The sequence below is a fragment of the Pseudoalteromonas sp. Hal040 genome, assembly GCF_037162425.1.
In the GTDB taxonomy this organism is placed as follows: Bacteria; Pseudomonadota; Gammaproteobacteria; order Enterobacterales; family Alteromonadaceae; genus Pseudoalteromonas; species Pseudoalteromonas gelatinilytica.
The window spans coordinates 760881-781534 of sequence record NZ_JARLUU010000001.1 but is presented as its reverse complement, the minus strand read 5'-3'; the positions used below and the strand labels follow the sequence as shown (position 1 = coordinate 781534).

The window sequence follows — 20654 nt, the reverse complement described above, 5'->3', positions numbered from 1 at the left end:
GTTATTATTGATACAGTAAATACGGGGAGCGCTTGCGTTTATAAGCACTTAAATCGGCTTGCCAGCTTTGCTTTATTTGTTGCTCTGTTTGGCCTGCTTCAATGGCTAAACGCAATTTATCAGTCCCTGCAAGTTTATCCATAAAATCAGCGCGTTCAAAAAAAGTTTTATCATGCGCACTTAGCTTTTGATAAGCCGAAATAAACAAGCTTAAATCTAGGCCATGAATATCAGCATCTCGTAAGTCTTGACCAAATACTTCGACCCCTTTGAATTTAGGGTGCATTGAAGCGCCTTTGATCGCCCTTGGCGTAAAGCTAAATTCGCCGAGTTTAACTGGCGAGTAACCAACAACTTGAAACGGAAAATCAGTACCACGGCCAATAGTTACAGGCGTTGCTTCAAAGAAACACAAAGATGGATATAGCGCAATTGATTGAGCATTCGGTAAGTTAGGGCTTGGCTTTATTGGTAGCTCATAAGCCATAGTACGGTCATAATTCGCAACAGGCACGACACTTAGTTCAAGCTTATCAGCGTCATTTATCCAGCCTTCACCTTTAATCATTTGAGCAAGTTCAGCCACTGTCATACCGTGTAAAACAGGAATTTCGTGCATGCCAACAAATGAGCGAAATTGCGGATCAAGGATAGGTCCATCCACATAGGCTATATTTGGGTTTGGTCTATCGAGTACCACAACCTGTTTACCATTTTCAGCGGCAGCTTCCATTACGTAGTGCATTGAGCTGATATAAGTGTAAAAACGCACACCGACATCTTGAATATCAAAAATAATGACATCTAAATCCGCAAGCATCTCAGGGCTTGGCTTTTTATTACTGCCATATATCGACACAACATCAATGCCGGTTTTAGCATCTACTGTGCTTTTAACGTGAGCACCGGCGTCATGATCGCCGCGAAAACCATGCTCTGGGGCAAATATTTTGCCGATCACTACGCCATTATCAAGTAATGCATCAACCAAATGTTGACCATTCACCACTGACGTTTGATTGACGACTAAGCCAACACGTTTACCTTTTAATGCAGGAACATAAGCTTGAAAATTGGCTGCGCCCACCTGTAAAGGCTGTGCATTTTTAGGCGCTTGTGCAGGTGTTTCTTGGCAACCCAAAAGCGCAAAACAACTAAGAACTAAAACAGCTAAAAAACGCATTATTCTTCAACCGCCTTACGTAAAAAGCCACCCGCTTTTGACAATAACTGCTTTGCTTCAGGGGCTGGTTTTCCGGTTAACACGATTAAAATGGCCAGTTTTGCACTTTGCTCAGCTTGCTTTAATGCATCCACGGCTTGTTGCTGAGAACACTCTGTTGCTTGCATCACAATACGAATAGCACGAGCGTGCAGTTTTTCGTTACTGGCATTCACATCAACCATCAGGTTTTTATACACCTTACCTGTGCGGATCATGCTGGCTGTACTTAGCATATTCAACACCAGCTTCTGTGCCGTGCCCGATTTCATACGTGTAGAGCCAGTTACAGCTTCTGCACCCACCACGGGGCAAATGCCGATTTGTGGTAAACGCATCACCGCTGAATCAGGATTGCAAGTGACACCCACAGTGACACAGCCAAGTGATTTAGCGTATTCAATTGCCGAGCAAACATAAGGAGTACGACCGCTGGCGGCAATGCCAACGACTACATCTTTACTGGTTAAATTGGCATTTTTTAAGTCTTCAATAGCAAACGTGGTGCTATCTTCAGCGCCTTCTACGGCTTTTTTAACCGCGGTGTCACCACCAGCAATAATACCGAGCACTTGCTGATCGCTTACGCTATAAGTAGGCGCACATTCAACCGCATCCAAAATACCTAAGCGGCCACTGGTGCCAGCGCCAATGTAGATTAATCTGCCACCTTGCTGAAAAGCTTCAACCACATGATCTACCGCTTCGCTAATTTGTGGGATCACTCGTTTCACAGCACCCGCTACTTTGTGATCTTCATTATTGATTTTAGTGAGGATCTCAGTGGAGCTGAGCAGATCGATATCCAAAGTGTCTGGGTTTTGTCCTTCGGAGACAATACCGTTTAACTCTTCGAGTAACTCACGTTGTTGCTTAAATACGTGCTCAGGGCTCATTGGGTTGTCCTTTTTCAATAATGTCATGGTAATGCTTTGCCGCTAAAATGGCGGCACCAGTTAATGAATCTCCCTTACAAGGAGATAATTCGTTTTGTAAGGCAAGTGGCAATAACGGTTGGCTGACTTTCGCCAAACCACCAATTAAAATCACCGGTAACGGCGAGTTACCTCGGCTTTTATTTATTAACCTAACCACCGATTCGGTGTGCTCTGTTAATACCGCTTTTGCCGCCTCACAGTCGTTTTGTAAACTAAACACCAACGGGCTAAATGCTGCATAATCCGCGGGTTTTGCTTGTTTAAGCCAACTACTAATTGTTTGACGAGTGCATCCTAGCTGCTCACTCAAACGAATCGTTAATCGGCTTTTTGGTAAATCGTAAATATCTATATCGTTTAATAATTGCTGCACAGCCATCAGGCCGATACGTGCTCCACCGCCAAAATCATCAACGGTAAAACCCCAGCCGCTCACCAACTTAGTTTGCTTTTGTGCGTTTAATCGTGCCCCGACAGCACCGGTGCCAAGAGCAATAACCACACATGGGTCACCAAGATTAGCACCATATAGTGACGTAATTGCATCGCTGGTAATTTGCAAACTGGCAAATTCTATTTCGTAAATCAGCTTGAGCATGACTGTTAATTGCTCAGCAAGACTCTGCGATGAGCCACCAGCAACACCCATAACGGTGACGATTTCACTCGGCTCTGCGCCACTTTGCTGGCAAACATCACGGGTCACTTTAACAATGTTTTCTAACGCTAAATCAAGATCATTCGAAATTGATGCCGAACCCGCTTGGGCACGAAAAGCAGCGCCACTTGCCTGCTCTTTTAGCTCTGCTAACACTTTGGTGCCACCACCATCGATGGCTAAAACATAGCGTACGGCCATTTATGCACTCTTCTCGTGCGCCGCTTTACCAAGGCAACACACCAATGTCGCAAGCAAAGTGCCAATGCACAGCTGCCAAGTAAAGCCTAAGTAAAAACGCATTGACTCAGGTAGTAGCCAGTCAATCATGTACGGCTGCATTAGTAAGGTCACCATAAAGCCCGCTATTAGCGCTGCTAACACTGAGCCTTCACTGCCTCGTTTGGTGAACAAGGTCGTAAAATACACACCTAACAAACCGCTGTACGAGAACACCATTACACTTAGCGCAAATTTTAATAATGGCATATCACTGTATTGCTGCCAGAAATAACAAAGAATAGCCATCAGCGCTAAGGCAAGGCTAACCATTGCCATCCCTACACGACCTGCTTTCACAAAATGATGATCGCTTACTTGCTTGTTATGTTTTTCTAAATACGGGCGATAGATATCTTGTACGATGACTGAAGACATCGAACTAAGCCCAGAGTTCAAAGTAGAAATAGCCGCAGCAATAATACCCACGCTGACTAAGCCTTTAACCCCGGCTGGTACTTCGTTTAATACGTAGTACATAAAGATAGTGATTTTTTCGCCATTAAATTCTTGTACGACCGTTTGCCCAGCTTCGTTATTCATTAGTGCAGGTTGCTGATAAACAATATAAAGCAGCAAACCAATAAAGATAAAAATAGCCATAACGGGGATCACCATCACCACCGATAGTAATAACGCTTTACTGCCTTCTTTTGGACTTTTACAGGTTAATAAACGGCGCGTCATGTCTTGGTCTAAACCAAATGCGGCGATGTTTAATAGCACAAACCCCGTTAACACAGAGGCCATGTTAAATACCCCTGACGGGCCAAAGTCTAAATCAAATTTAAACAGCGCAAGTTTTGAATCTGCACCAGGACTTGGCTCATTCAGCGTTGCAATAATGGTTGAAAAATCAGCCGGAATAACATTCAGCAAGCACCAAATAACCGCAATAGCCGCACTGACATAAACGATACTTTGCAGTACATCAGAATAAATAACAGCCGCGAATGCCCCCTAAAAAGGTATAAAGCAGACCCGCCAGCGCCAGCACTAAAGTCGCGATAACCACACTATCGGCATCGATATTGCCATATAGAATCATCGCCACAGCAATAGCGGCCATGTATAAACGAGCACCGCTGGCAAACACACGGCCAAATAAATACATCATGCCACTACGGCGCTTGGCTTTTGGCCCGATACGTTTTTCAAGCAGTTCATATACAGTGAACACTTTTTGCTGGTAGAACTTTGGAATTAAAAACGCCGACACCACAAATGCCGCAATAAACGCACCGATATTAGTTGCAAGGTAAGAAAAGTCACCTTGATAGCCTTGATCTGGCCCGCCAATAAACGTTGCCGCTGATTGCGAAGTCGCTAAAACAGAAATAGCCACCATCCAAGTTGGCATGCTATTTCCGCCTAGAAAAAAATCTTGGCTTGAGTTAGCGCGTTTGCGATTAAACCACCAGCCACTTAGCAATAAAATTGCACCGTAACTTGCGAATACTAGCCAATCGAGAAAAGCGTAATTTGCACTCATTTATTATCCTAACCCAAACCTTGGTGGAATATATTATTCCATCATTATGACAAAATTAAAATACTTTTATTTTATTATTTTTATTTAGCTAAGTTAGGTAATTGCCACTGACTTTGCTTTTGTTGATATTGCGCTTTGGTCAAGCTGACTAATAGCGGCTTTTTACGCTCATCTAACCAAGCAAGTAGAGCATCCATATCGCTTTCTGTCATTGCTGTACAACCTGCTGTAGGCTTACTTGGCGCACGCCATAAATGCATAAAGATACAACTGCCCGCACCATTGATATTGCTTGGGTTATGCTTAACAACAATGCCTTTTTTATAAAGGTTATCTTGGCTGTATATATCACGACGCATCCATTCTGAAGAGTCTTTTACGGCGTCTTCACCAACTTGTGCTTTATCAACCAATTGGTTGTAAAACGGTGAGCCTTTCACATCAATACAATAATCATTTGCTGTCATTGCTTGATAACTGAGGTTTGTTTGCAATGAATCTAAATAACCAAAAGCAGTACCAAGCTCAAAAATACCTGCTGGCGCTTTACCATCGCCTTCTTGTTTTTGCTGACCCGGTTGTGCAGGATGCAGCCCCACTCCCCATGCAAGGCCAGTACGACCTAGTACCACCGCATGCTGCTGGCCTTGTTGTTGCCAGCTACCTGCGCTTTTTTCAAAGCGATACAAGGTGGCATCATTGGCATCACTGTCATTGGCAACCACTACGACGAGCTGTTGATGACTGCTATCAATAACAGGTTTAGGTAACTCTTTGCTGGCACAAGCCGATAAACTCATAGCAGCAATAAGACTGACTAGTTTTTTCATGCTGGCCATACTCCGTTTGTAATTGGTTCAAGCCCCGTTATTGATTCAATGCCAAGACCTGGGGCATCCGATAAGCGTATTTGTGGGCCGCTAAATTCAACGCCCCCTTGCACAGGGTCATACTGACCAAGGGCTGGGCCATCTAAATCGATTTTACTGATTTGCTGCGCTTTGGCAGAGGCTAGATGTGCAGCCCCTGCAACGGCAATACTGCCCTCTAGCATACAACCTATCATACACTCTGCTTGGTATTGGGCTGTGATATTAGCAATCTCAATTGCTCGGCTTAAACCACCCGTTTTCATTAATTTAATATTGATAATATCAACTGCGCCAAGCTCTAAAAGTTGGATCACTTGCTTCGGTGAAAAGGCGCTTTCATCGGCCATAATCGGGGTATTCACTCGCTCAGTAATATATTTGAGACCTTGAATATCACTGCTTTTTACTGGCTGCTCAACCAACTCTAATACCACGCCTGCTTGCTCAAGTTGCTGCAGTGCAAACACAGTTTGTTTGGCATTCCAGCCTTGGTTTACATCTAAACGCAGCTGCGTTTTAGCGGCAAAGCCTGCATGGATTGCTTTTACACGCTCAATATCTTGATGAAGGTTATTGCCGATTTTTATTTTTAATACATCAAAGCCTTGCTCAACCGCTCGCTGACAGTCACTGAGCATTTTATCTATATTATCGACGCTAATGGTAATATCGGTTTTTAGCGCTGACTTACCACCGCCAAGTAACTTATATAAAGGCGCTTGATAGAGCTTGCCCCACAAGTCATAAACCGCCAGCTCTAACGCCGCTTTTGCACTACTGTTACCAACCACCGTTGATTGAATAATGTGGGTAAGCTGATTAATGTTTTCGATTTCTTGCCCCACTAATTTAGGGGCAATAAACTGCTGAATGACCGCGATCATTCCTTGATGGGTATCGCCTGTAATAACCGGAGTTGAGGCCGCAGAGCCATAGCCAATTTGGCCACATTCGGTGTCGATTAAAACCACTAAATCCTCAATAAAACTCACTTCTCTCAGTGCTGTTTTAAATGGGGTAACTAATGGCACTTTGAGCTTTGCAAAGCGAACAGCTTTAATTTTCATAATGGCCTCTAGCGAATACGCTTAATGTTATATACACGATCTAAGTAGCTGGTTTCTTGAGATAATCTAAGTGGTAATAATGGCGTGACCGACACCCCATTCAAGGCACTATTATAAAAACTACCATCGCCTTTGTTATAACCTAAGCCTTTAACGTCATGAATAACATAAGGCTCACCATGATGCTCTCCTAAGTACATCATTACATGACCCGGAATATAAATTAGATCGCCAATCGCCATGTTTTTAACCGTTGGCAACTTATCATCTGCCGCAGTATTTTTATCAAAACGACTATTTTTCCCGTATTCACTACTGCCTTGCTGCCCTGAATTACGCGGCATTAGTAGGCCAAAGCTCTTATAAATTTCACCAACAAATCCAGTGCAGTCACGGCCATTGTAATCATGACCCCAACCATAACGCTCGCCTAAAAATTTAAAGCCTTGTTTAATGAGATTCTGCTCGTTGTAGTCTAGGTAGCCTAAATTTACATCGGCAGTTTTACTTATCATTGCAGGTTTAATAACAAGTTTGCCTTGCTCATCGCGGGTAGGTAACTGTACAACATGGCTAGCATAGCTGTTTTGGCCGTTGAGCAAATACGGTACTTGCTCACTATCAACTAATGGTAAGCGTACTCCCATATCGAGCTGAACTTCTGAGAGGGTTTCATCGTTTGGCACATAAGCAGTATTGACCTTTGCACCGGTAACCACCAAAAAGTTATCTTGTTCGCGATAAGCTTTTATTTTATCTGCATCAGCAAAGGCAAGATCTTCGGCTGGCGTCCACGCTAGATAGTTGTAAGCACGTACTAACAACCATTTTTTATCTGCGCTTTGATGTAATACAGCAACCGCTTCGCCCGGAAAGATCCCGCTTTCTTGAAAGCGATCTAAGTCTTGATCAAGGCCACTATTTAAAACCCGATCCCAGGTTGGAAAAGTGCGTAATGCCGTGCGCTTAACGACCACAGCAAAGCGTACCTCATTGTTATCTAGGACTTTGTTAAGGTTTAAGTTAGCCTGATATTTAGCAAAGTCTTTCGCGGTGAGTTGTCGGCCATCGGTAAAAAAGCGCGGGCTTTTTGGAATTGAACTTGCTGAATGAATGGCGCTTGTTAGCTCGTCTTTAGTGAGCGATTTTTGAAATGATAGAGGATCAACAATGTATTTATTTTCTTTAATTAATTTCTCGTTGAAGGCTGCAATTTGCGCCTCAGTCATGATCAATTTTGCCGATGCACCTTGTGCTAGCCAGTAGCTAGGCGAAAGCTGTGACTGCGTGACCCCGATAACATCTGATTGCCAACCCTCAGCATGCATAGGTGCACTAAAAGCAACACCTAAAGTAATTGATAAAGCGATAATTGAACGACGCATAGCTGTACCTTAATTCTTATTGAACGCGTGAATCTAATAATTTTGTAAAAGCATGCTGCAACTTTTGCTGCATTTGCTTACCGACTGTTGGCAAATTGGCTTCGTCAGCCCCCAAAGTTGACTGCTGTACACTAAACGTAAACTCACGGCCACCTTGGTAATTGCCTAAACACACATGTGCCAACATTACGGTTTCTGTGGTGGAGCGTGTTTCACTTGGCCCCCAGCCAATTTTTTGCCAAACACGCCACTGCCCATTCGTTGCGCTATCGAGCACTTCTTTTGCTGAGCGACTATCATTTGGCGCAATAACATTTGCCAATGCATTTGTAACGATATGACTGATACCCACCATCATACCGCCTACAGGAGCATGTTCATCTGTATGACCTGTACCGTTAAGTAGCACATCAACATCACTTGCTTGTAAAAAAGGCATTTGCGTACTTGGTTCACGCTGATGACTAACCAGACGTTTTAACCATTCCGCTTGAGCAAGTGTGGTCATTGCTTTGTTGCCCGTTAAACCACAGCTCTCACAACGATACCCTAAATAGCCCGGATCATCACTGCTTGCTTTGAACCGAGCTATCTTTGCATCAAGCTCATTATTGACAGGGTTATGCCAGTATTCGTCTGATGGCATAAACTGCTCTGAGCCATATGCGCCGTTAAATAACAAACGCTGATCCTCTAGTTTTAGCCAGCCTTCATTAAAAAGCCCACGTAAATATTCGCGCCCTGCGACATTGACAAAATAACTGGCTATCGCATTTGAATTACCATCGGCTTTACCAAATGCTTCGTAACTATTAATACTGCTGATCAAATCAGCCAGTGCTGTATCACCGGCAAATGAAGCTGCATCAAGCTCAGGGTGGGTTTGCCTTACTTTTGACAGCGCACCGCTAAACGCTTGAATTTTTGATGAACTCCAAGGTTCATACAACTCATTATGGCTGCCGTCACTTAAGTACCGGTAAGCTAGTTGTCCTGCTTGAACTTGATAATCGATTAGAAGTAGCTTGCCCGGTTGCTCTGGGGATAAAAAATACAGCCAATCAGCCGCTACTCTGTTTTGCCAACCTGTTTGCTGGTAATTAACCTCAGCCGCTGATTTATAGCTTTGCAGCTTAGTTTCACTCTCAAGCGATAAACAACCGGTATTCGTTAAATCATTTGGCAAAATAGCAGGCGCTAACATCACCTGCTCAAAGTATTGTTGGTCGGTTAACGGGGCTGTTTTTGTGCTAGTTTGACAACCAGCCAAGAGCATCAAGCCGCAACTTATAGCCAGCCTGTTTTGATATGCACATTTCGCATACATAAAATAAAATTCCCACTTGTTATTATTTTTGGAATATTTTATTAAATCTAACACAAATTGACCATGAAGCAAATTAACTCAATTTTTTAAACGTTTTTTGCATCCAATATTAGCAATTACTCGTTTGTTGATTAGCACCTTTCAAATAAGGATCTTTCAAATGTATAAGCTATGTATCAGTGTTGTAACCTTCTGCTGCTCTTTTAACGCGTTTGCTAATATAGAAAAAAATAACGGTTTATGGTCACCGTACTGGATTAATTGGTGAGTCTATAAGCGCCTCTAGCGGTATTATTGGTCAGGGTGAAATAGAAAATAGACCCATGCTTCGATCTACTGAATTGCTGAGTTAATTCCCGGTATGGCAGTCACCCAACATAGTGGCTCAGGAAAAGCGAACCAATATTTTATTCGTGGCTTTAATCTTGATCATGGTACTGACTTTGCGACAAATATTGATGGTATGCCAATTAACATGCGCAGTCATGGTCATGGGCAAGGCTATACTGATTTAAATTTTATTATTCCAGAAACAATTGCCACCGTTAGTTATAACAAAGGTAGTTATGATGCCCGCCAAGGAGACTTTTCAACGGCTGGAAGTGCTTATTTTCATTTAACAGATAATCCAAAACATCAACAGATAAACTTTTCGGTGGGTGAAGATAATTACTTAAGGGCTGTGGGATTAGGGGCAATTAAACTAGCTAATGGCACATTGATTGGAGCAACCGAGTGGCAAGGCTATGATGGACCTTGGCAAGATGTAGAAGAAAACGTTAATAAGAAAAATGCTTTGCTACGTTTCACTAATCAGAGTAAAAAAGGCAACCTCTCAATCACTGCGATGGCTTATGATAATAGCTGGAATTCAGCGGATCAAATACCACAACGAGCCGTTGATCAAGGCATTATTTCAGAACTTGGGTCACTCGATGAAACTTTAGGAGGCAGCTCTAGTCGTTATAGTTTATCAACAAATTGGCAGGGACAAAATTTATCAGTAAATGCATACATCATCGATTATGAGCTAAATCTATACTCTAACTTCTCATATTTACTTAATGATCCAATTAATGGCGATCAGTTTAATCAACGAGACAACCGCACTATCTCAGGTGGTGCGCTAAATTATCAATTTACAGACAATCTAGGTGTTATTCCTGTTAATCACACTTTTGGAGTGGAGCTTAGAAATGATAATGTGAGTAAGGTTGGCCTCTATAATACTCAAGCCAGGGAATACCTATCAACGGTTCGAGAAGACAGCGTTGATGAGACAAGCTACGCTGCATATTGGCAAACACAACTAAGTTTAAGTCAACAACTAGAAGCAACTGTTGGTGTTAGGTATGATTATTTAGATGCGCAAGTTGATAGCGACAACAGTTTAAACTCTGGTGATGCAGATGATGATTTACTTGGTTTTAAGGCAAGCCTCACTTATTTGTTTACAGAGAATGTAGCAGGCTATGCAAACTGGGGGCAATCTTACCACTCAAACGATGCTCGAGGCGCCACCATTACTCAAGATCCAGTGTCACTTGAAGCAACAGACACCGTTGACTTATTGGTCAAGAGTGAGGGCGCTGAAGTAGGCATGCGTTACTTCGATGAGCAGCAATTTAACTTCTCCGCTGCACTTTGGTGGTTGAAACTTGATTCAGAATTACTTTTCGTCGGCGATGCAGGTAACACCGAAGCCAGCGATGCTTCAAAGCGCTATGGTTTAGAGCTGAGTGCCTACTTTTGGCTCGCAGACACATTAAGCCTAGATGCAGAAGCATCCTTTACCCACTCACGTTTAAACGTTGACAGCCAAAACGACCGTATTAAAGGAGCCGTTCCTGTTGTTGCAAGTGCAGGTGTTAATTGGCAGTTTGCTCAGCAATGGCAAACCTCATTACGACTACGTCATATTGGTAAACGTATGCTGAGCGATGATGGTAGCAAACGTTCCGAACCGCTAACTGTGGTGAATGGTTTAGTTGCTTATCAGCAAACTCACTGGAAAGCGGAATTAGAACTACTTAACTTGTTTAACAGTCATGACCACGATATTGACTATTACTATGCATCAAGATTAGCTGGCGAACCTGAACAAGGAGTCGAAGATAATCACTTTCACCCAATTGAGCCTCGCACAGTTCGAGTAAACTTGAGTTTTTTATTTTAAAGAACTTGCTCAGTGTATTTTTGTAAGTCAGTGATCAAATCACGATATAGCGTTGAGCTTTTATCCTTAATGCGGTCGAGAAAGAAATCGTCAGCAATACGGGTGATTTTTTGACGCTTCTTTTTATCACTTAACTTGCTTTGCGCAACATCCATCAGCTCGGCTATTTTCTCACGTTCATAGCCGTTTAAAGAGGGATCTGTGCTGATATCTTTTAGCATGATTAATGAGTCTATTGTTGAGCCATTTAGGGTTACCGTTAACGCTTTTGCTAAGCTTGGTAACCAGGGTTTTTCAATCTGCTCACCAATCACATAAAACATGTTTTGTGCTGTCGCTAGGTCACCATCACGTACTGCAACACTGCCAATAATGAGATAAGAAATAAGCTGCTCTTTTGGATAGCTCTGGCTCACTGTAGCAAACAGAGGATCGGTGCGAATGAAGTCAGCTTTTTGTTTAGCCATTTTACGCCAGCCTTTGTTATAAAAAGCCAAAGACTGAGCACTGTATGCTAAATATTTACCCCGCATATCAGTCGCTTTAGCAAGCGCTAAGTCGCTTTCAGCAATTGCAAAATTTTTACTTACACCAAGGCTCAAAATGTAGCTCATCATGGCATGAGTCAGTGTTGGCTCAATTGCACCTATTTGCTCTAACTGTTCTTTTTGCAGTTTGTTATAACCATACGCAATGGTATCGACACTGGTATTCGACACTCCTCTATACGTTTCATAACTAAAACTATCTTGTAGATCAGCATATTGTTGTTGCTCAGTCTTTGTTGATTTGCAACCACTTAGTAAAGCGACACAAAACAGCGAGCACGCTGCTAATTTAACAAAAGGGATGCTATTTAAAGCGGTCATCAATAATTCCTTTTTCTACTTCTATGGCATCATGTGCCAAACCTTGATATATCGGGCTATGGATTCTACTTAACGAGAATATAATATTGCTGTCATCGACAACGCTTATTGCATGCTCAGATGCATTGATTTGCACACCAGCACCATCAAATCGGCTTTCATTCAGTTTTACACCTTGTTGAGCCGAAATAGTGACATTGGTTAGTTCAACCACAGAGCGCTTAACATTTAAAGCGAGTTTAGCCCCTGATAAGCTTACATTTTCTAATCTCACTAAAGAATCTTTAATACGGATAGATTCGGCAACCACATTTTTAAGTAGCACATTATTACAGTCTTCAATAATCATATGACGGTAATGGCCTGAAAACTCGCGACTGTGCTGATCTTCACAATGAAATGTCTCGATTTGTTTATCTGAAACTTCTGCACTGGCTGGTTTTTTAACTTCCCCAGTTAATGCTCGATTTAATAAAGCTAAAAACTGGCTGGGTTGTTGCTTCATTGGCACATGGCCCACATCAGGCAAAGTAGCTAAATCACTATTGATTAGTTGGCTATTCAATACTTTTGCAGTTCGTAATGGAGCGACGGCATCTTCTTCACCCCAAATAATATGTGTTTCTATTTTCAGATTGCTGACAATCTCGCTAAAGTCTTCTTCAACTAAACTCAGTGCTGCATTCATATTCGGTGTTTCACCCATTACTAGCTTCCACGCACCATCACTACGCTGCAATAACTCTGTCAGGTATGAATCAATCGCCCCTTCTTCAATGAGTCCGGTTGTAAAATCATTGAGCTGAGCTAACTTAGTTGAGAGAAATTTAGGTAGCTTAGTATTAGGCTTAGGTACGTTGGAGATAGGCTTGATAAATGCCACTTTATGTAAAATACCCGCCGCGTCAACTAACACTAATTCATTGATTTTCTCCGGGTATTTGCCAGCAAAATACAGGCTGACCGCGCCCCCCATCGAGTGACCCACAACCGTGGTTGGTTCAGCAATATAGTGATCGACCACTTCCGCCAGTACAGCAGCATAATTGCGAGGAGAGTAACGTCCTTCGGGGCTTTCTGAGTGAGCAAAACCAGGTAAATCAATCGCAATAACATGATAATGTTTACTGAGTTCAGGAATAACCCCAAACCAATCTTGCATACCTAATACGCCTAAACCATGTACGAGCAGCAAAGGCGGCGCCTTTTTATCGCCGGCTTCTAAGACCAAAATTGATGAATTAAAAACGGACTCTTGGTAAGTACTAAACAACCAATCTACTTTAATAGGAGATTCAAATTTGAGTGCTTGGATTTGTTGTTGGTTTAATGGTTTTGATTGCGATGTAACTGGTTCGCTTTGGGCAGCAAACGAACCAAGCAAAATGCAATAAAAAAAGAATAAGTGAAATAGACGCAAGGGATATTGGTTTAATTATTATTGTGTTAGCGAGATTGTACCCTTTGTCAGTTAAATGTAAATAATGCATGAGCATGAACCTAACATTGAGAAATGCTTATTCTGAGATAGGTAGCAAGATGTGAGAGGTGTAGATCATCATTCATGGGACTGCATCTTGATGCGCGCGAAACACGTTTCACGCCTACGGGGTGCATTTTTTGTATTTTGAGTTGGGGGTTTAATTAATAGTGTGGAAGCGTGATGTTCGCGACTGAAGTCGCTCCTACGAATATTGCGATAATAAACGCGATATAAAATCGCTGCTACAGATTTATATCGTGTTTTCACGCTCCTACGCGAATTGCAGGCACAAAAAAACCGACTTCCGTCGGTTTATGTCACTTTAACTCTATTCGAGAGAAAAGTGGCGGACGCGGGAGGATTCGAACCTCCGACCGCCTGGTTCGTAGCCAGGTACTCTATCCAGCTGAGCTACGCGTCCGCAATCGTTCTGCTCGTTTTCGTCTTGCAATGACGGTGTTATTAAAACACAAAAAAACCGACAAATTGTCGGTCTGTACTTTCTAACATTGTAGTATAAATGTATAGAAAGTGGTGGGCGCAGGAGGATTCGAACCTCCGACCGCCTGGTTCGTAGCCAGGTACTCTATCCAGCTGAGCTATGCGCCCACATTCTATATTATAGTTAGTTTAAGTCTCACTAAGACTTTTCAAAAGTGGTGGGCGCAGGAGGATTCGAACCTCCGACCGCCTGGTTCGTAGCCAGGTACTCTATCCAGCTGAGCTATGCGCCCACATTTTGATTTTAGTAAAGGATGGTGGGCGCAGGAGGATTCGAACCTCCGACCGCCTGGTTCGTAGCCAGGTACTCTATCCAGCTGAGCTATGCGCCCATTCTTTACTTTACAAGAAAACCATTTAAAAAATGGTGGAGAAGGAGGGATTCGAACCCTCGATAGAGCTACAAACCCTATACTCCCTTAGCAGGGGAGCGCCTTCGGCCACTCGGCCACCTCTCCGTCTTGTGGGGCGTATAATAAAGATTTCAGAAAATATGTCAAACACTTTTCAAGGAAAATCGCTTAGATGGTTATAGATTGTCCATAACGAGCCAAAACAGCTTGTTTTTGTTTATCCTTTCGCCGTTTTTTCTTTATCACTCAACGGCTCAAGACCCGTCAATGGGATCAGTTCATCAGTTAACTCTGCGAGGTATTGATCTTGATAACCCAATTGCTGAAATTCGGCGATGCAAGCTCGATAAAAATCTTCACGTTGAGGCTCGCTTTTGTTCGTATCTGTAGGCAACGGCGAAGGCTTTTTAGTCATTATTATTAAGTCCATTTATACATTGAACGAGAATCGCGCAATGATGTCATATCTTGGCTAAAAATAATACTATTGGCCTTGGGATTTGTAGAAAAAATTTACAACTTAGTAACTTTGTTGGAAGACCAATTCAGTATTTCTTTTTAGAACAAGTAATTACAATTGAGTATTAAAATTGAGAGCAGTAAAAATCAGAAATTTCTGATAACAAAAACGCCGCTAAAAAGCGGCGTTTTCAAGACTTTTAGCTGATTAATCAGCTTGAGGACGCATGTGTGGGAACAGGATCACGTCTTTAATTGTTGGTGAGTCAGTAAATAACATCACTAGACGGTCGATACCAATACCCTCACCCGCTGTTGGCGGTAAGCCGTACTCTAACGCACGAATGTAATCTTCGTCGTAGTGCATTGCTTCATCATCACCGGCGTCTTTCTCTTCAACTTGACGCGCAAAACGTTCAGCTTGATCTTGTGCATCGTTAAGCTCAGAGAAACCATTCGCTAATTCACGACCACCTACGAAGAATTCGAAACGGTCAGTTACAAATGGGTTTTCATCGTTACGACGTGCAAGTGGAGATACTTCCCACGGGTAAGCGGTAATGAAAGTCGGTTGAATTAACTTATGCTCAGCAGTCTCTTCGAAGATTTCACATAAGAATTTACCTGGGCCCCATACGCAGTTTTCTGGGATCTTAACGTGTACTTGCTTCGCGTACGCTTTAAGCTCTTCAAAATGTTTTTCAGGGTCATTAAATACTGCAGCATCAAAGTCTGGGTTGTACTTAAGGATAGCTTCGCTCATTGTTAAACGAGCAAAAGGTTGACCAAAATCGTACTCTACTGAATCTACCACTTCACCATTTTCGTTTTTAGTTGTGTTTACAACAATTGGTGAACCAAGTACGTCTGTCGCAACAGTACGTAGCATGTCTTCAGTGATGTTCATCAGGTCAATGTAGTCAGCGTATGCTTGGTAGAATTCGATCATTGTGAATTCTGGGTTATGACGCGTTGATAAACCTTCGTTACGGAAGTTACGGTTGATTTCGAATACACGCTCAAAGCCACCCACAACTAGACGTTTTAAGTAAAGCTCAGGGGCAATACGTAAGTACATGTCGATATCAAGTGCATTGTGGTGTGTTACGAATGGACGAGCAGACGCACCACCTGGGATCACTTGTAGCATCGGTGTTTCAACTTCCATGAAGTCACGATCTGCTAAGAAACGACGGATACCTTCAACAACTTTTGAGCGAATACGGAAGGTTTCACGCGTCGCTTCATTAGTAATTAAGTCAACATAACGTTGACGGTATTTAGTTTCTTGGTCAGATAAACCGTGGAACTTTTCAGGTAACGGGCGTAATGACTTTGTCAGTAACTCATACTCTGTCATTTCAACGTATAGGTCGCCTTTACCTGATTTATTTAGTGCACCTTTAACACCGATGATGTCACCGATATCAAGTTGACCGTATTTTGCTTTTAATTCTTTTTGTACGTCTTTTGACGCGTACGCTTGAATTTGGCCTTTCATGTCTTGTAACGCAAGGAAAGGACCACGTTTAGCAAGGATACGACCTGCTACTGATACAACGTGCTGCTCAGCAACTAATTCATCTTTCGATTTATCACCAAACTCAGCTTGCAAATCAGCCGTGTAATGTTCACGACGGAATTGGTTTGGATGACCGTTGGCTGGGCAATTTTCGCGGATTGCGTCTAATTTGCCACGACGCTCAGCGATTAACTTATTTTCGTCTTGGATTTGATCAGTCATTTTTTAGCTCTTTTTTAGCTTGGTGGTTATAGGCCAGATTTAAGGCTGGCTTCAATAAATTTATCTAAGTCGCCGTCAAGAACCGCTTGTGTATTACGGTTTTCAACGCCGGTACGTAAATCTTTAATGCGCGAGTCATCAAGTACGTATGAACGAATTTGACTACCCCAGCCAATATCAGATTTAGCATCTTCTTGGCTTTGTTTCTCAGCATTTTGCTTTTGAATTTCAAGTTCAAACAACTTCGCTTTTAACTGCTTCATTGCTTGGTCTTTATTCTTGTGCTGTGAACGCTCGTTTTGGCACTGTACAACCGTATTGGTTGGTATATGGGTAATACGAACCGCTGACTCTGTTGTATTTACGTGCTGACCACCAGCGCCTGATGCACGGTAAACGTCAATACGTAAGTCTGCCGGATTAATATCAATTTCGATATTATCGTCGATTTCTGGGTAAACGAATGCCGATGCAAACGAGGTATGACGACGACCACTTGAGTCGAACGGGCTCTTACGCACTAAACGGTGAACACCTGTTTCTGTACGTAACCAACCGTATGCATATTCGCCAACAAAGCGCACTGTTGCGCCCTTGATACCAGCCACATCACCATCAGTTGCTTCAACTAGTTCAACTTTAAAGCCTTTTGCTTCACCCCAACGTAAATACATACGCAGTAGCATGTTACACCAGTCTTGGGCTTCAGTGCCGCCAGAACCTGATTGTAAATCAAGGTAAGCATCGTTTTGGTCATGGTCGCCTGAGAACATACGACGGAACTCTAGCTTTTCAAGCTGTGCGTTTAAATCGCCTAATTCAGCTTCAGCTTCAGCGAAGGTTTCTTCATCTTCAGCTTCAACAGCAAGCTCGACTAAACCTTCAACATCTTCGGTACCTGACACTAGATTATCAATGGTCTCAACGATAGCTTCGAGTGCCGACTTTTCACGGCCAAGTGCTTGAGCTCGCTCTGGCTCATTCCACACTGCTGAATCTTCAAGTTCTGCGTTAACTTCTTCTAACCGCTCTTTCTTAAGAGGGTAGTCAAAGGTACCCCCGAAGCAGTTCAGTACGTTCGCGAATTTCCTTGATTTGATTAATCACAGGATTCACTTCAAACATGTACATTACTCCAAAATGGCTGATTTACCGCGCACCGATATCGACAATAAATACGGTAAATTATCTACAAATATTAAAAACGCCCGATTTTAACAAAAAACCGAGCGTTTTATTAGCCTTTTATGTCAATTATAACGATATTTTTATGTCGCTTTTTGTAGCTCTCGAATAATCAACTGTAGCGAAAATTTACCACGGAATTCGTTTATATCGAGTTGATAAGCAGCTTTCACATAACGCACTTCGGTATCTGGCCATGCACGCACATCAACACCAAATGCAATGCCGTCAACTAACCGTCCAGATTGATGTTTTAAAACTAGTTTTAAGTGTTTTTCACCGACAATGCGCTGCTGTATTACTTCGAATACATGTTCGAACACTGGTTCTGGAAATTGCTGTCCCCAAGGGCCGGCATTTTTTATTAAGTTGGCAAATTCCATCGAAAAGCACTCATTAGGTAATTCACCATCGGTAAGTAAAATACTTTGCTTATGCTCTTCAGTGAGTGTGTCTGTCACCATTTGCTCAAACACGGTTTTAAATTCAGTAAAACACTGCTCATTGATACTCAGTCCGGCCGCCATCGCATGGCCACCAAATTTACTGATCAAATGCGGATAGAGTGTATTCACTCGCTCGAGTAAGTCTCGCATATGCAGCCCTTCAATAGAGCGGCAAGAGCCTTTTATTTCGCCGTTATCGCCAGCGGCAAAAATAATCGTCGGGCGGTGATACTTTTCTTTTAAGCGGCCAGCCAAAATACCAATGACACCTTGATGCCAATCAGCTTGATATAAACAAATGGCATCAGGCACTGACTCAGTTTTAAATGCTAAACGGTCAAGCACAGCTTGTGCCTCAGTTTGCATGCCCTGCTCTATTTCACGGCGCTCATGATTGAGGCTGTCGAGCTCTCCGGCAATACGGCGTGCTTGGTTTATATCATTAGATAACAAACAGGCTATACCTAAACTCATATCATCTAAACGCCCTGCTGCATTTAAGCGTGGCGCCAATGAAAAGCCAAAGTCACTGGCACTTAAACGGGCTGCATTGCGATTTGCCACTTCAATGAGAGCACTAATACCAGGGCGTGTTTTACCACTACGAATACGTGCTAAACCTTGATGAACTAAGGTACGGTTATTGGCATCAAGCGCTACCACATCGGCAACGGTACCAAGGGCTACAATATCAAGTAACTCAGCCAAATTTGGCATTGGCTGATGCTGAAAATATCCTTGTTCACGTAAGTGGCTACGTAAAGCAATGAGCAGATAAAAAGCAACCCCAACGCCAGCTATCGACTTCGATGGAAACTGACAATCATGGCGATTCGGATTCACGATAGCGTCGGCATCTGGTAGGGCTTCACCTTGCAAATGGTGATCTGTAACCAGCACCTTAATACCCGCTTGCTTTACAATGGCAATGCCGTCAATACATGAAATACCGTTATCAACAGTGATCACCAGCTCAGGTTGCATAGTCACGATTTGCTCAGCAAGCGCAGGACTTAAGCCATAACCTAGGCTGAATCTGTCTGGTACCAAGTAATCAAGGTTCTTTAAGCCGAACATAGCAAGACCTTGCATTAAGGTTGCTGTGCTGGTTGCGCCGTCGGCATCAAAGTCTCCGACGATTAACACGCGACTTTGAGCTGCGAGGGCTTGTTGCAATAGCACCACAGCTTTGTCGATATCTTTAAACAACTTAAAGTCATGTAATGTCGCGACGCTATTATCGAGTTCGGTGGCATTTTGCACCTGACGAGTCGCATATATTTGCTTAATTACAGGGTGTAAATGGTGTGGTAGATGCGAATCATCAACACGAGGACGAGCTTGAATTATTTTTTCCATGTCGGAAACGGTACTTCTTAGCTTAAGACAAATAAAAAAGGCCTACGACAAATAGGCCTTTTCGTTAAAAAATCAGTTATGAAGATGTTTTTGGTAAGGCATCAAGCGCTTGGCTAATTTGCGCAGCTGATTGATAACCTGGGATCATGGTGCCATCTTCTAAAATAATTGCTGGAGTACCCGACATTCCAAAGCTTTGACCTAGTTGATAGTGCTCTGCAATTGGTGCGTTACAACCAGGCACTGCAGCGACGTCTGCACCCGCTTTTGCTTCTGTTAATGCTTCAGCAGGGTCTTTAGCACACCATACATTCATTAAATCTTGGTAACCTTTACCACGTAAACCACCACGTGGAAAAGCAAGGTATTTAACGGTGATACCCGCTTCTAAGAAATCATCAAGTTCACGGTGTAACTTACGGCAGTAACCACAGCTGATATCGGTAAATACCGTGATTGAATGCTTTTCGTTTTTCGCTTTATAAACGATCATCGAATCTTCGTATTCAGCAATGCCTTCTTTGCGTACATCGCTCAGTGCATGTTCTGTTAGATTGACTCGGTTATTAAGGTCAATCAGTGTTCCTTGCATTAGAAATTGACCGTCAGGGCTTGCATACAGCACGCCTTTGTCAGTAATTAGTTCTTTAAGGCCTGCCACTGGGCTTGGATTGATTTGCTTAACGGTTACGCCTAATTCAGCAAACTTAGCAATAATCGGGGCATCAGCAGCGTCTGTTGTTGATACGCCATTGGCAAACACATTTAAGCTTGTGCCTAGTAGTGCTGTGGCTAAAACTAACTTTTTCATAAATATCCTATATCCTGATCATTTTTTA

Annotated in this window: 15 protein-coding genes, 5 tRNA genes and 1 pseudogene; 1 reads left to right on the top strand and 20 read right to left on the bottom strand. The window is 42.7% G+C overall.

Annotated elements, in window-relative coordinates:
- Positions 1-4: 4 nt before the first annotated feature.
- The 8 genes and pseudogenes from P4S60_RS03545 to P4S60_RS03510 all read right to left on the bottom strand — a co-directional run bounded on the left by P4S60_RS03545 (position 5) and on the right by P4S60_RS03510 (position 9189).
- Positions 5-1183: an exo-beta-N-acetylmuramidase NamZ family protein gene (locus P4S60_RS03545; protein ID WP_337115022.1), complete on the bottom strand. Its 1179-nt coding sequence runs from the start codon at positions 1181-1183 to the stop codon at positions 5-7.
- Positions 1183-2145, bottom strand: a complete 963-nt coding sequence (gene murQ / locus P4S60_RS03540) for an N-acetylmuramic acid 6-phosphate etherase (RefSeq protein WP_442961472.1) — start codon at positions 2143-2145, stop codon at positions 1183-1185. The genes P4S60_RS03545 and murQ overlap by 1 nt, the downstream gene beginning before the upstream one ends.
- Entirely contained in the window at positions 2108-3019 is a 912-nt protein-coding gene (locus tag P4S60_RS03535; protein WP_337115021.1) for a BadF/BadG/BcrA/BcrD ATPase family protein, read from the bottom strand. Before P4S60_RS03535 ends, murQ begins: the two co-directional genes overlap by 38 nt.
- Positions 3020-4589 (bottom strand): annotated as a pseudogene (locus P4S60_RS03530) (sodium:solute symporter).
- Between the two features lie 80 nt (positions 4590-4669).
- On the bottom strand, positions 4670-5419 hold the full coding sequence (locus P4S60_RS03525) for a L,D-transpeptidase family protein (protein ID WP_337115020.1): 750 nt from the start codon (positions 5417-5419) through the stop codon (positions 4670-4672).
- The gene (locus P4S60_RS03520; RefSeq protein ID WP_337115019.1) at positions 5416-6528 is read right to left on the bottom strand and encodes a dipeptide epimerase; all 1113 of its coding nucleotides are present in this window, start codon (positions 6526-6528) and stop codon (positions 5416-5418) included. The genes P4S60_RS03525 and P4S60_RS03520 overlap by 4 nt, the downstream gene beginning before the upstream one ends.
- Positions 6529-6536: 8 nt before the next feature.
- On the bottom strand, positions 6537-7913 hold the full coding sequence (locus tag P4S60_RS03515; protein ID WP_337115018.1) for an SH3 domain-containing protein: 1377 nt from the start codon (positions 7911-7913) through the stop codon (positions 6537-6539).
- A 16-nt stretch (positions 7914-7929) separates the two neighbouring features.
- Entirely contained in the window at positions 7930-9189 is a 1260-nt protein-coding gene (locus tag P4S60_RS03510; RefSeq protein ID WP_337115017.1) for a hypothetical protein, read from the bottom strand.
- A 412-nt stretch (positions 9190-9601) separates the two neighbouring features.
- On the opposite strand from P4S60_RS03510, the gene P4S60_RS03505 reads away from it, so the two are divergent.
- A complete protein-coding gene (locus tag P4S60_RS03505) occupies positions 9602-11416 on the top strand; it encodes a TonB-dependent receptor (protein ID WP_337115016.1) in 1815 nt (604 codons plus the stop codon).
- Here P4S60_RS03505 and P4S60_RS03500 read toward each other — a convergent pair.
- From P4S60_RS03500 to dsbC, 12 genes are all read right to left on the bottom strand, one after another.
- Positions 11413-12285, bottom strand: a complete 873-nt coding sequence (locus P4S60_RS03500) for a hypothetical protein (RefSeq protein ID WP_337115015.1) — start codon at positions 12283-12285, stop codon at positions 11413-11415. The genes P4S60_RS03505 and P4S60_RS03500 overlap by 4 nt on opposite strands.
- A complete protein-coding gene (locus tag P4S60_RS03495) occupies positions 12269-13705 on the bottom strand; it encodes an alpha/beta fold hydrolase (protein WP_337115014.1) in 1437 nt (478 codons plus the stop codon). The genes P4S60_RS03500 and P4S60_RS03495 overlap by 17 nt, the downstream gene beginning before the upstream one ends.
- A 407-nt stretch (positions 13706-14112) precedes the next feature.
- Positions 14113-14189, bottom strand: a tRNA-Arg gene (locus P4S60_RS03490).
- 111 nt (positions 14190-14300) lie between these two features.
- Positions 14301-14377: transfer RNA gene (locus tag P4S60_RS03485), tRNA-Arg, on the bottom strand.
- A gap of 48 nt (positions 14378-14425) precedes the next feature.
- Positions 14426-14502 (bottom strand) — tRNA-Arg (locus tag P4S60_RS03480).
- Positions 14503-14524: 22 nt separating this feature from the next.
- Positions 14525-14601 (bottom strand) — tRNA-Arg (locus P4S60_RS03475).
- Between the two features lie 33 nt (positions 14602-14634).
- A tRNA-Ser gene (locus tag P4S60_RS03470) sits at positions 14635-14727 on the bottom strand.
- A gap of 112 nt (positions 14728-14839) precedes the next feature.
- Entirely contained in the window at positions 14840-15037 is a 198-nt protein-coding gene (locus P4S60_RS03465) for a hypothetical protein (RefSeq protein WP_054560810.1), read from the bottom strand.
- 252 nt (positions 15038-15289) lie between these two features.
- A complete protein-coding gene (gene lysS / locus P4S60_RS03460; RefSeq protein WP_337115013.1) occupies positions 15290-16825 on the bottom strand; it encodes a lysine--tRNA ligase in 1536 nt (511 codons plus the stop codon).
- Between the two features lie 26 nt (positions 16826-16851).
- Positions 16852-17950, bottom strand: a protein-coding gene (prfB, locus tag P4S60_RS03455) for a peptide chain release factor 2 (RefSeq protein WP_105181232.1) whose coding sequence is annotated in 2 segments (ribosomal slippage) — positions 16852-17874 and positions 17876-17950 — 1098 coding nt in all. Because the reading frame shifts where the segments join, the coding sequence is not laid out codon by codon here.
- A 143-nt stretch (positions 17951-18093) separates the two neighbouring features.
- Positions 18094-19815: a single-stranded-DNA-specific exonuclease RecJ gene (gene recJ, locus P4S60_RS03450; protein WP_337115012.1), complete on the bottom strand. Its 1722-nt coding sequence runs from the start codon at positions 19813-19815 to the stop codon at positions 18094-18096.
- Positions 19816-19891: 76 nt separating this feature from the next.
- On the bottom strand, positions 19892-20626 hold the full coding sequence (gene dsbC, locus P4S60_RS03445) for a bifunctional protein-disulfide isomerase/oxidoreductase DsbC (protein ID WP_337115011.1): 735 nt from the start codon (positions 20624-20626) through the stop codon (positions 19892-19894).
- Between the last annotated feature and the right edge of the window lie 28 nt (positions 20627-20654).

What these genes read in the sequence shown, in the direction of transcription:
- P4S60_RS03545 (WP_337115022.1), bottom strand. Translation starts at nt 1,183, where the DNA reads ATGCGTTTTTTAGCTGTTTTAGTTCTTAGTTGTTTTGCGCTTTTGGGT.
- murQ (WP_442961472.1), bottom strand. Translation starts at nt 2,145, where the DNA reads ATGACATTATTGAAAAAGGACAACCCAATGAGCCCTGAGCACGTATTT.
- P4S60_RS03535 (WP_337115021.1), bottom strand. Translation starts at nt 3,019, where the DNA reads ATGGCCGTACGCTATGTTTTAGCCATCGATGGTGGTGGCACCAAAGTG.
- P4S60_RS03525 (WP_337115020.1), bottom strand. Translation starts at nt 5,419, where the DNA reads ATGAAAAAACTAGTCAGTCTTATTGCTGCTATGAGTTTATCGGCTTGT.
- P4S60_RS03520 (WP_337115019.1), bottom strand. Translation starts at nt 6,528, where the DNA reads ATGAAAATTAAAGCTGTTCGCTTTGCAAAGCTCAAAGTGCCATTAGTT.
- P4S60_RS03515 (WP_337115018.1), bottom strand. Translation starts at nt 7,913, where the DNA reads ATGCGTCGTTCAATTATCGCTTTATCAATTACTTTAGGTGTTGCTTTT.
- P4S60_RS03510 (WP_337115017.1), bottom strand. Translation starts at nt 9,189, where the DNA reads ATGCTCTTGGCTGGTTGTCAAACTAGCACAAAAACAGCCCCGTTAACC.
- P4S60_RS03505 (WP_337115016.1), top strand. Translation starts at nt 9,602, where the DNA reads ATGGCAGTCACCCAACATAGTGGCTCAGGAAAAGCGAACCAATATTTT.
- P4S60_RS03500 (WP_337115015.1), bottom strand. Translation starts at nt 12,285, where the DNA reads ATGACCGCTTTAAATAGCATCCCTTTTGTTAAATTAGCAGCGTGCTCG.
- P4S60_RS03465 (WP_054560810.1), bottom strand. Translation starts at nt 15,037, where the DNA reads ATGACTAAAAAGCCTTCGCCGTTGCCTACAGATACGAACAAAAGCGAG.
- lysS (WP_337115013.1), bottom strand. Translation starts at nt 16,825, where the DNA reads ATGACTGATCAAATCCAAGACGAAAATAAGTTAATCGCTGAGCGTCGT.
- recJ (WP_337115012.1), bottom strand. Translation starts at nt 19,815, where the DNA reads ATGGAAAAAATAATTCAAGCTCGTCCTCGTGTTGATGATTCGCATCTA.
- dsbC (WP_337115011.1), bottom strand. Translation starts at nt 20,626, where the DNA reads ATGAAAAAGTTAGTTTTAGCCACAGCACTACTAGGCACAAGCTTAAAT.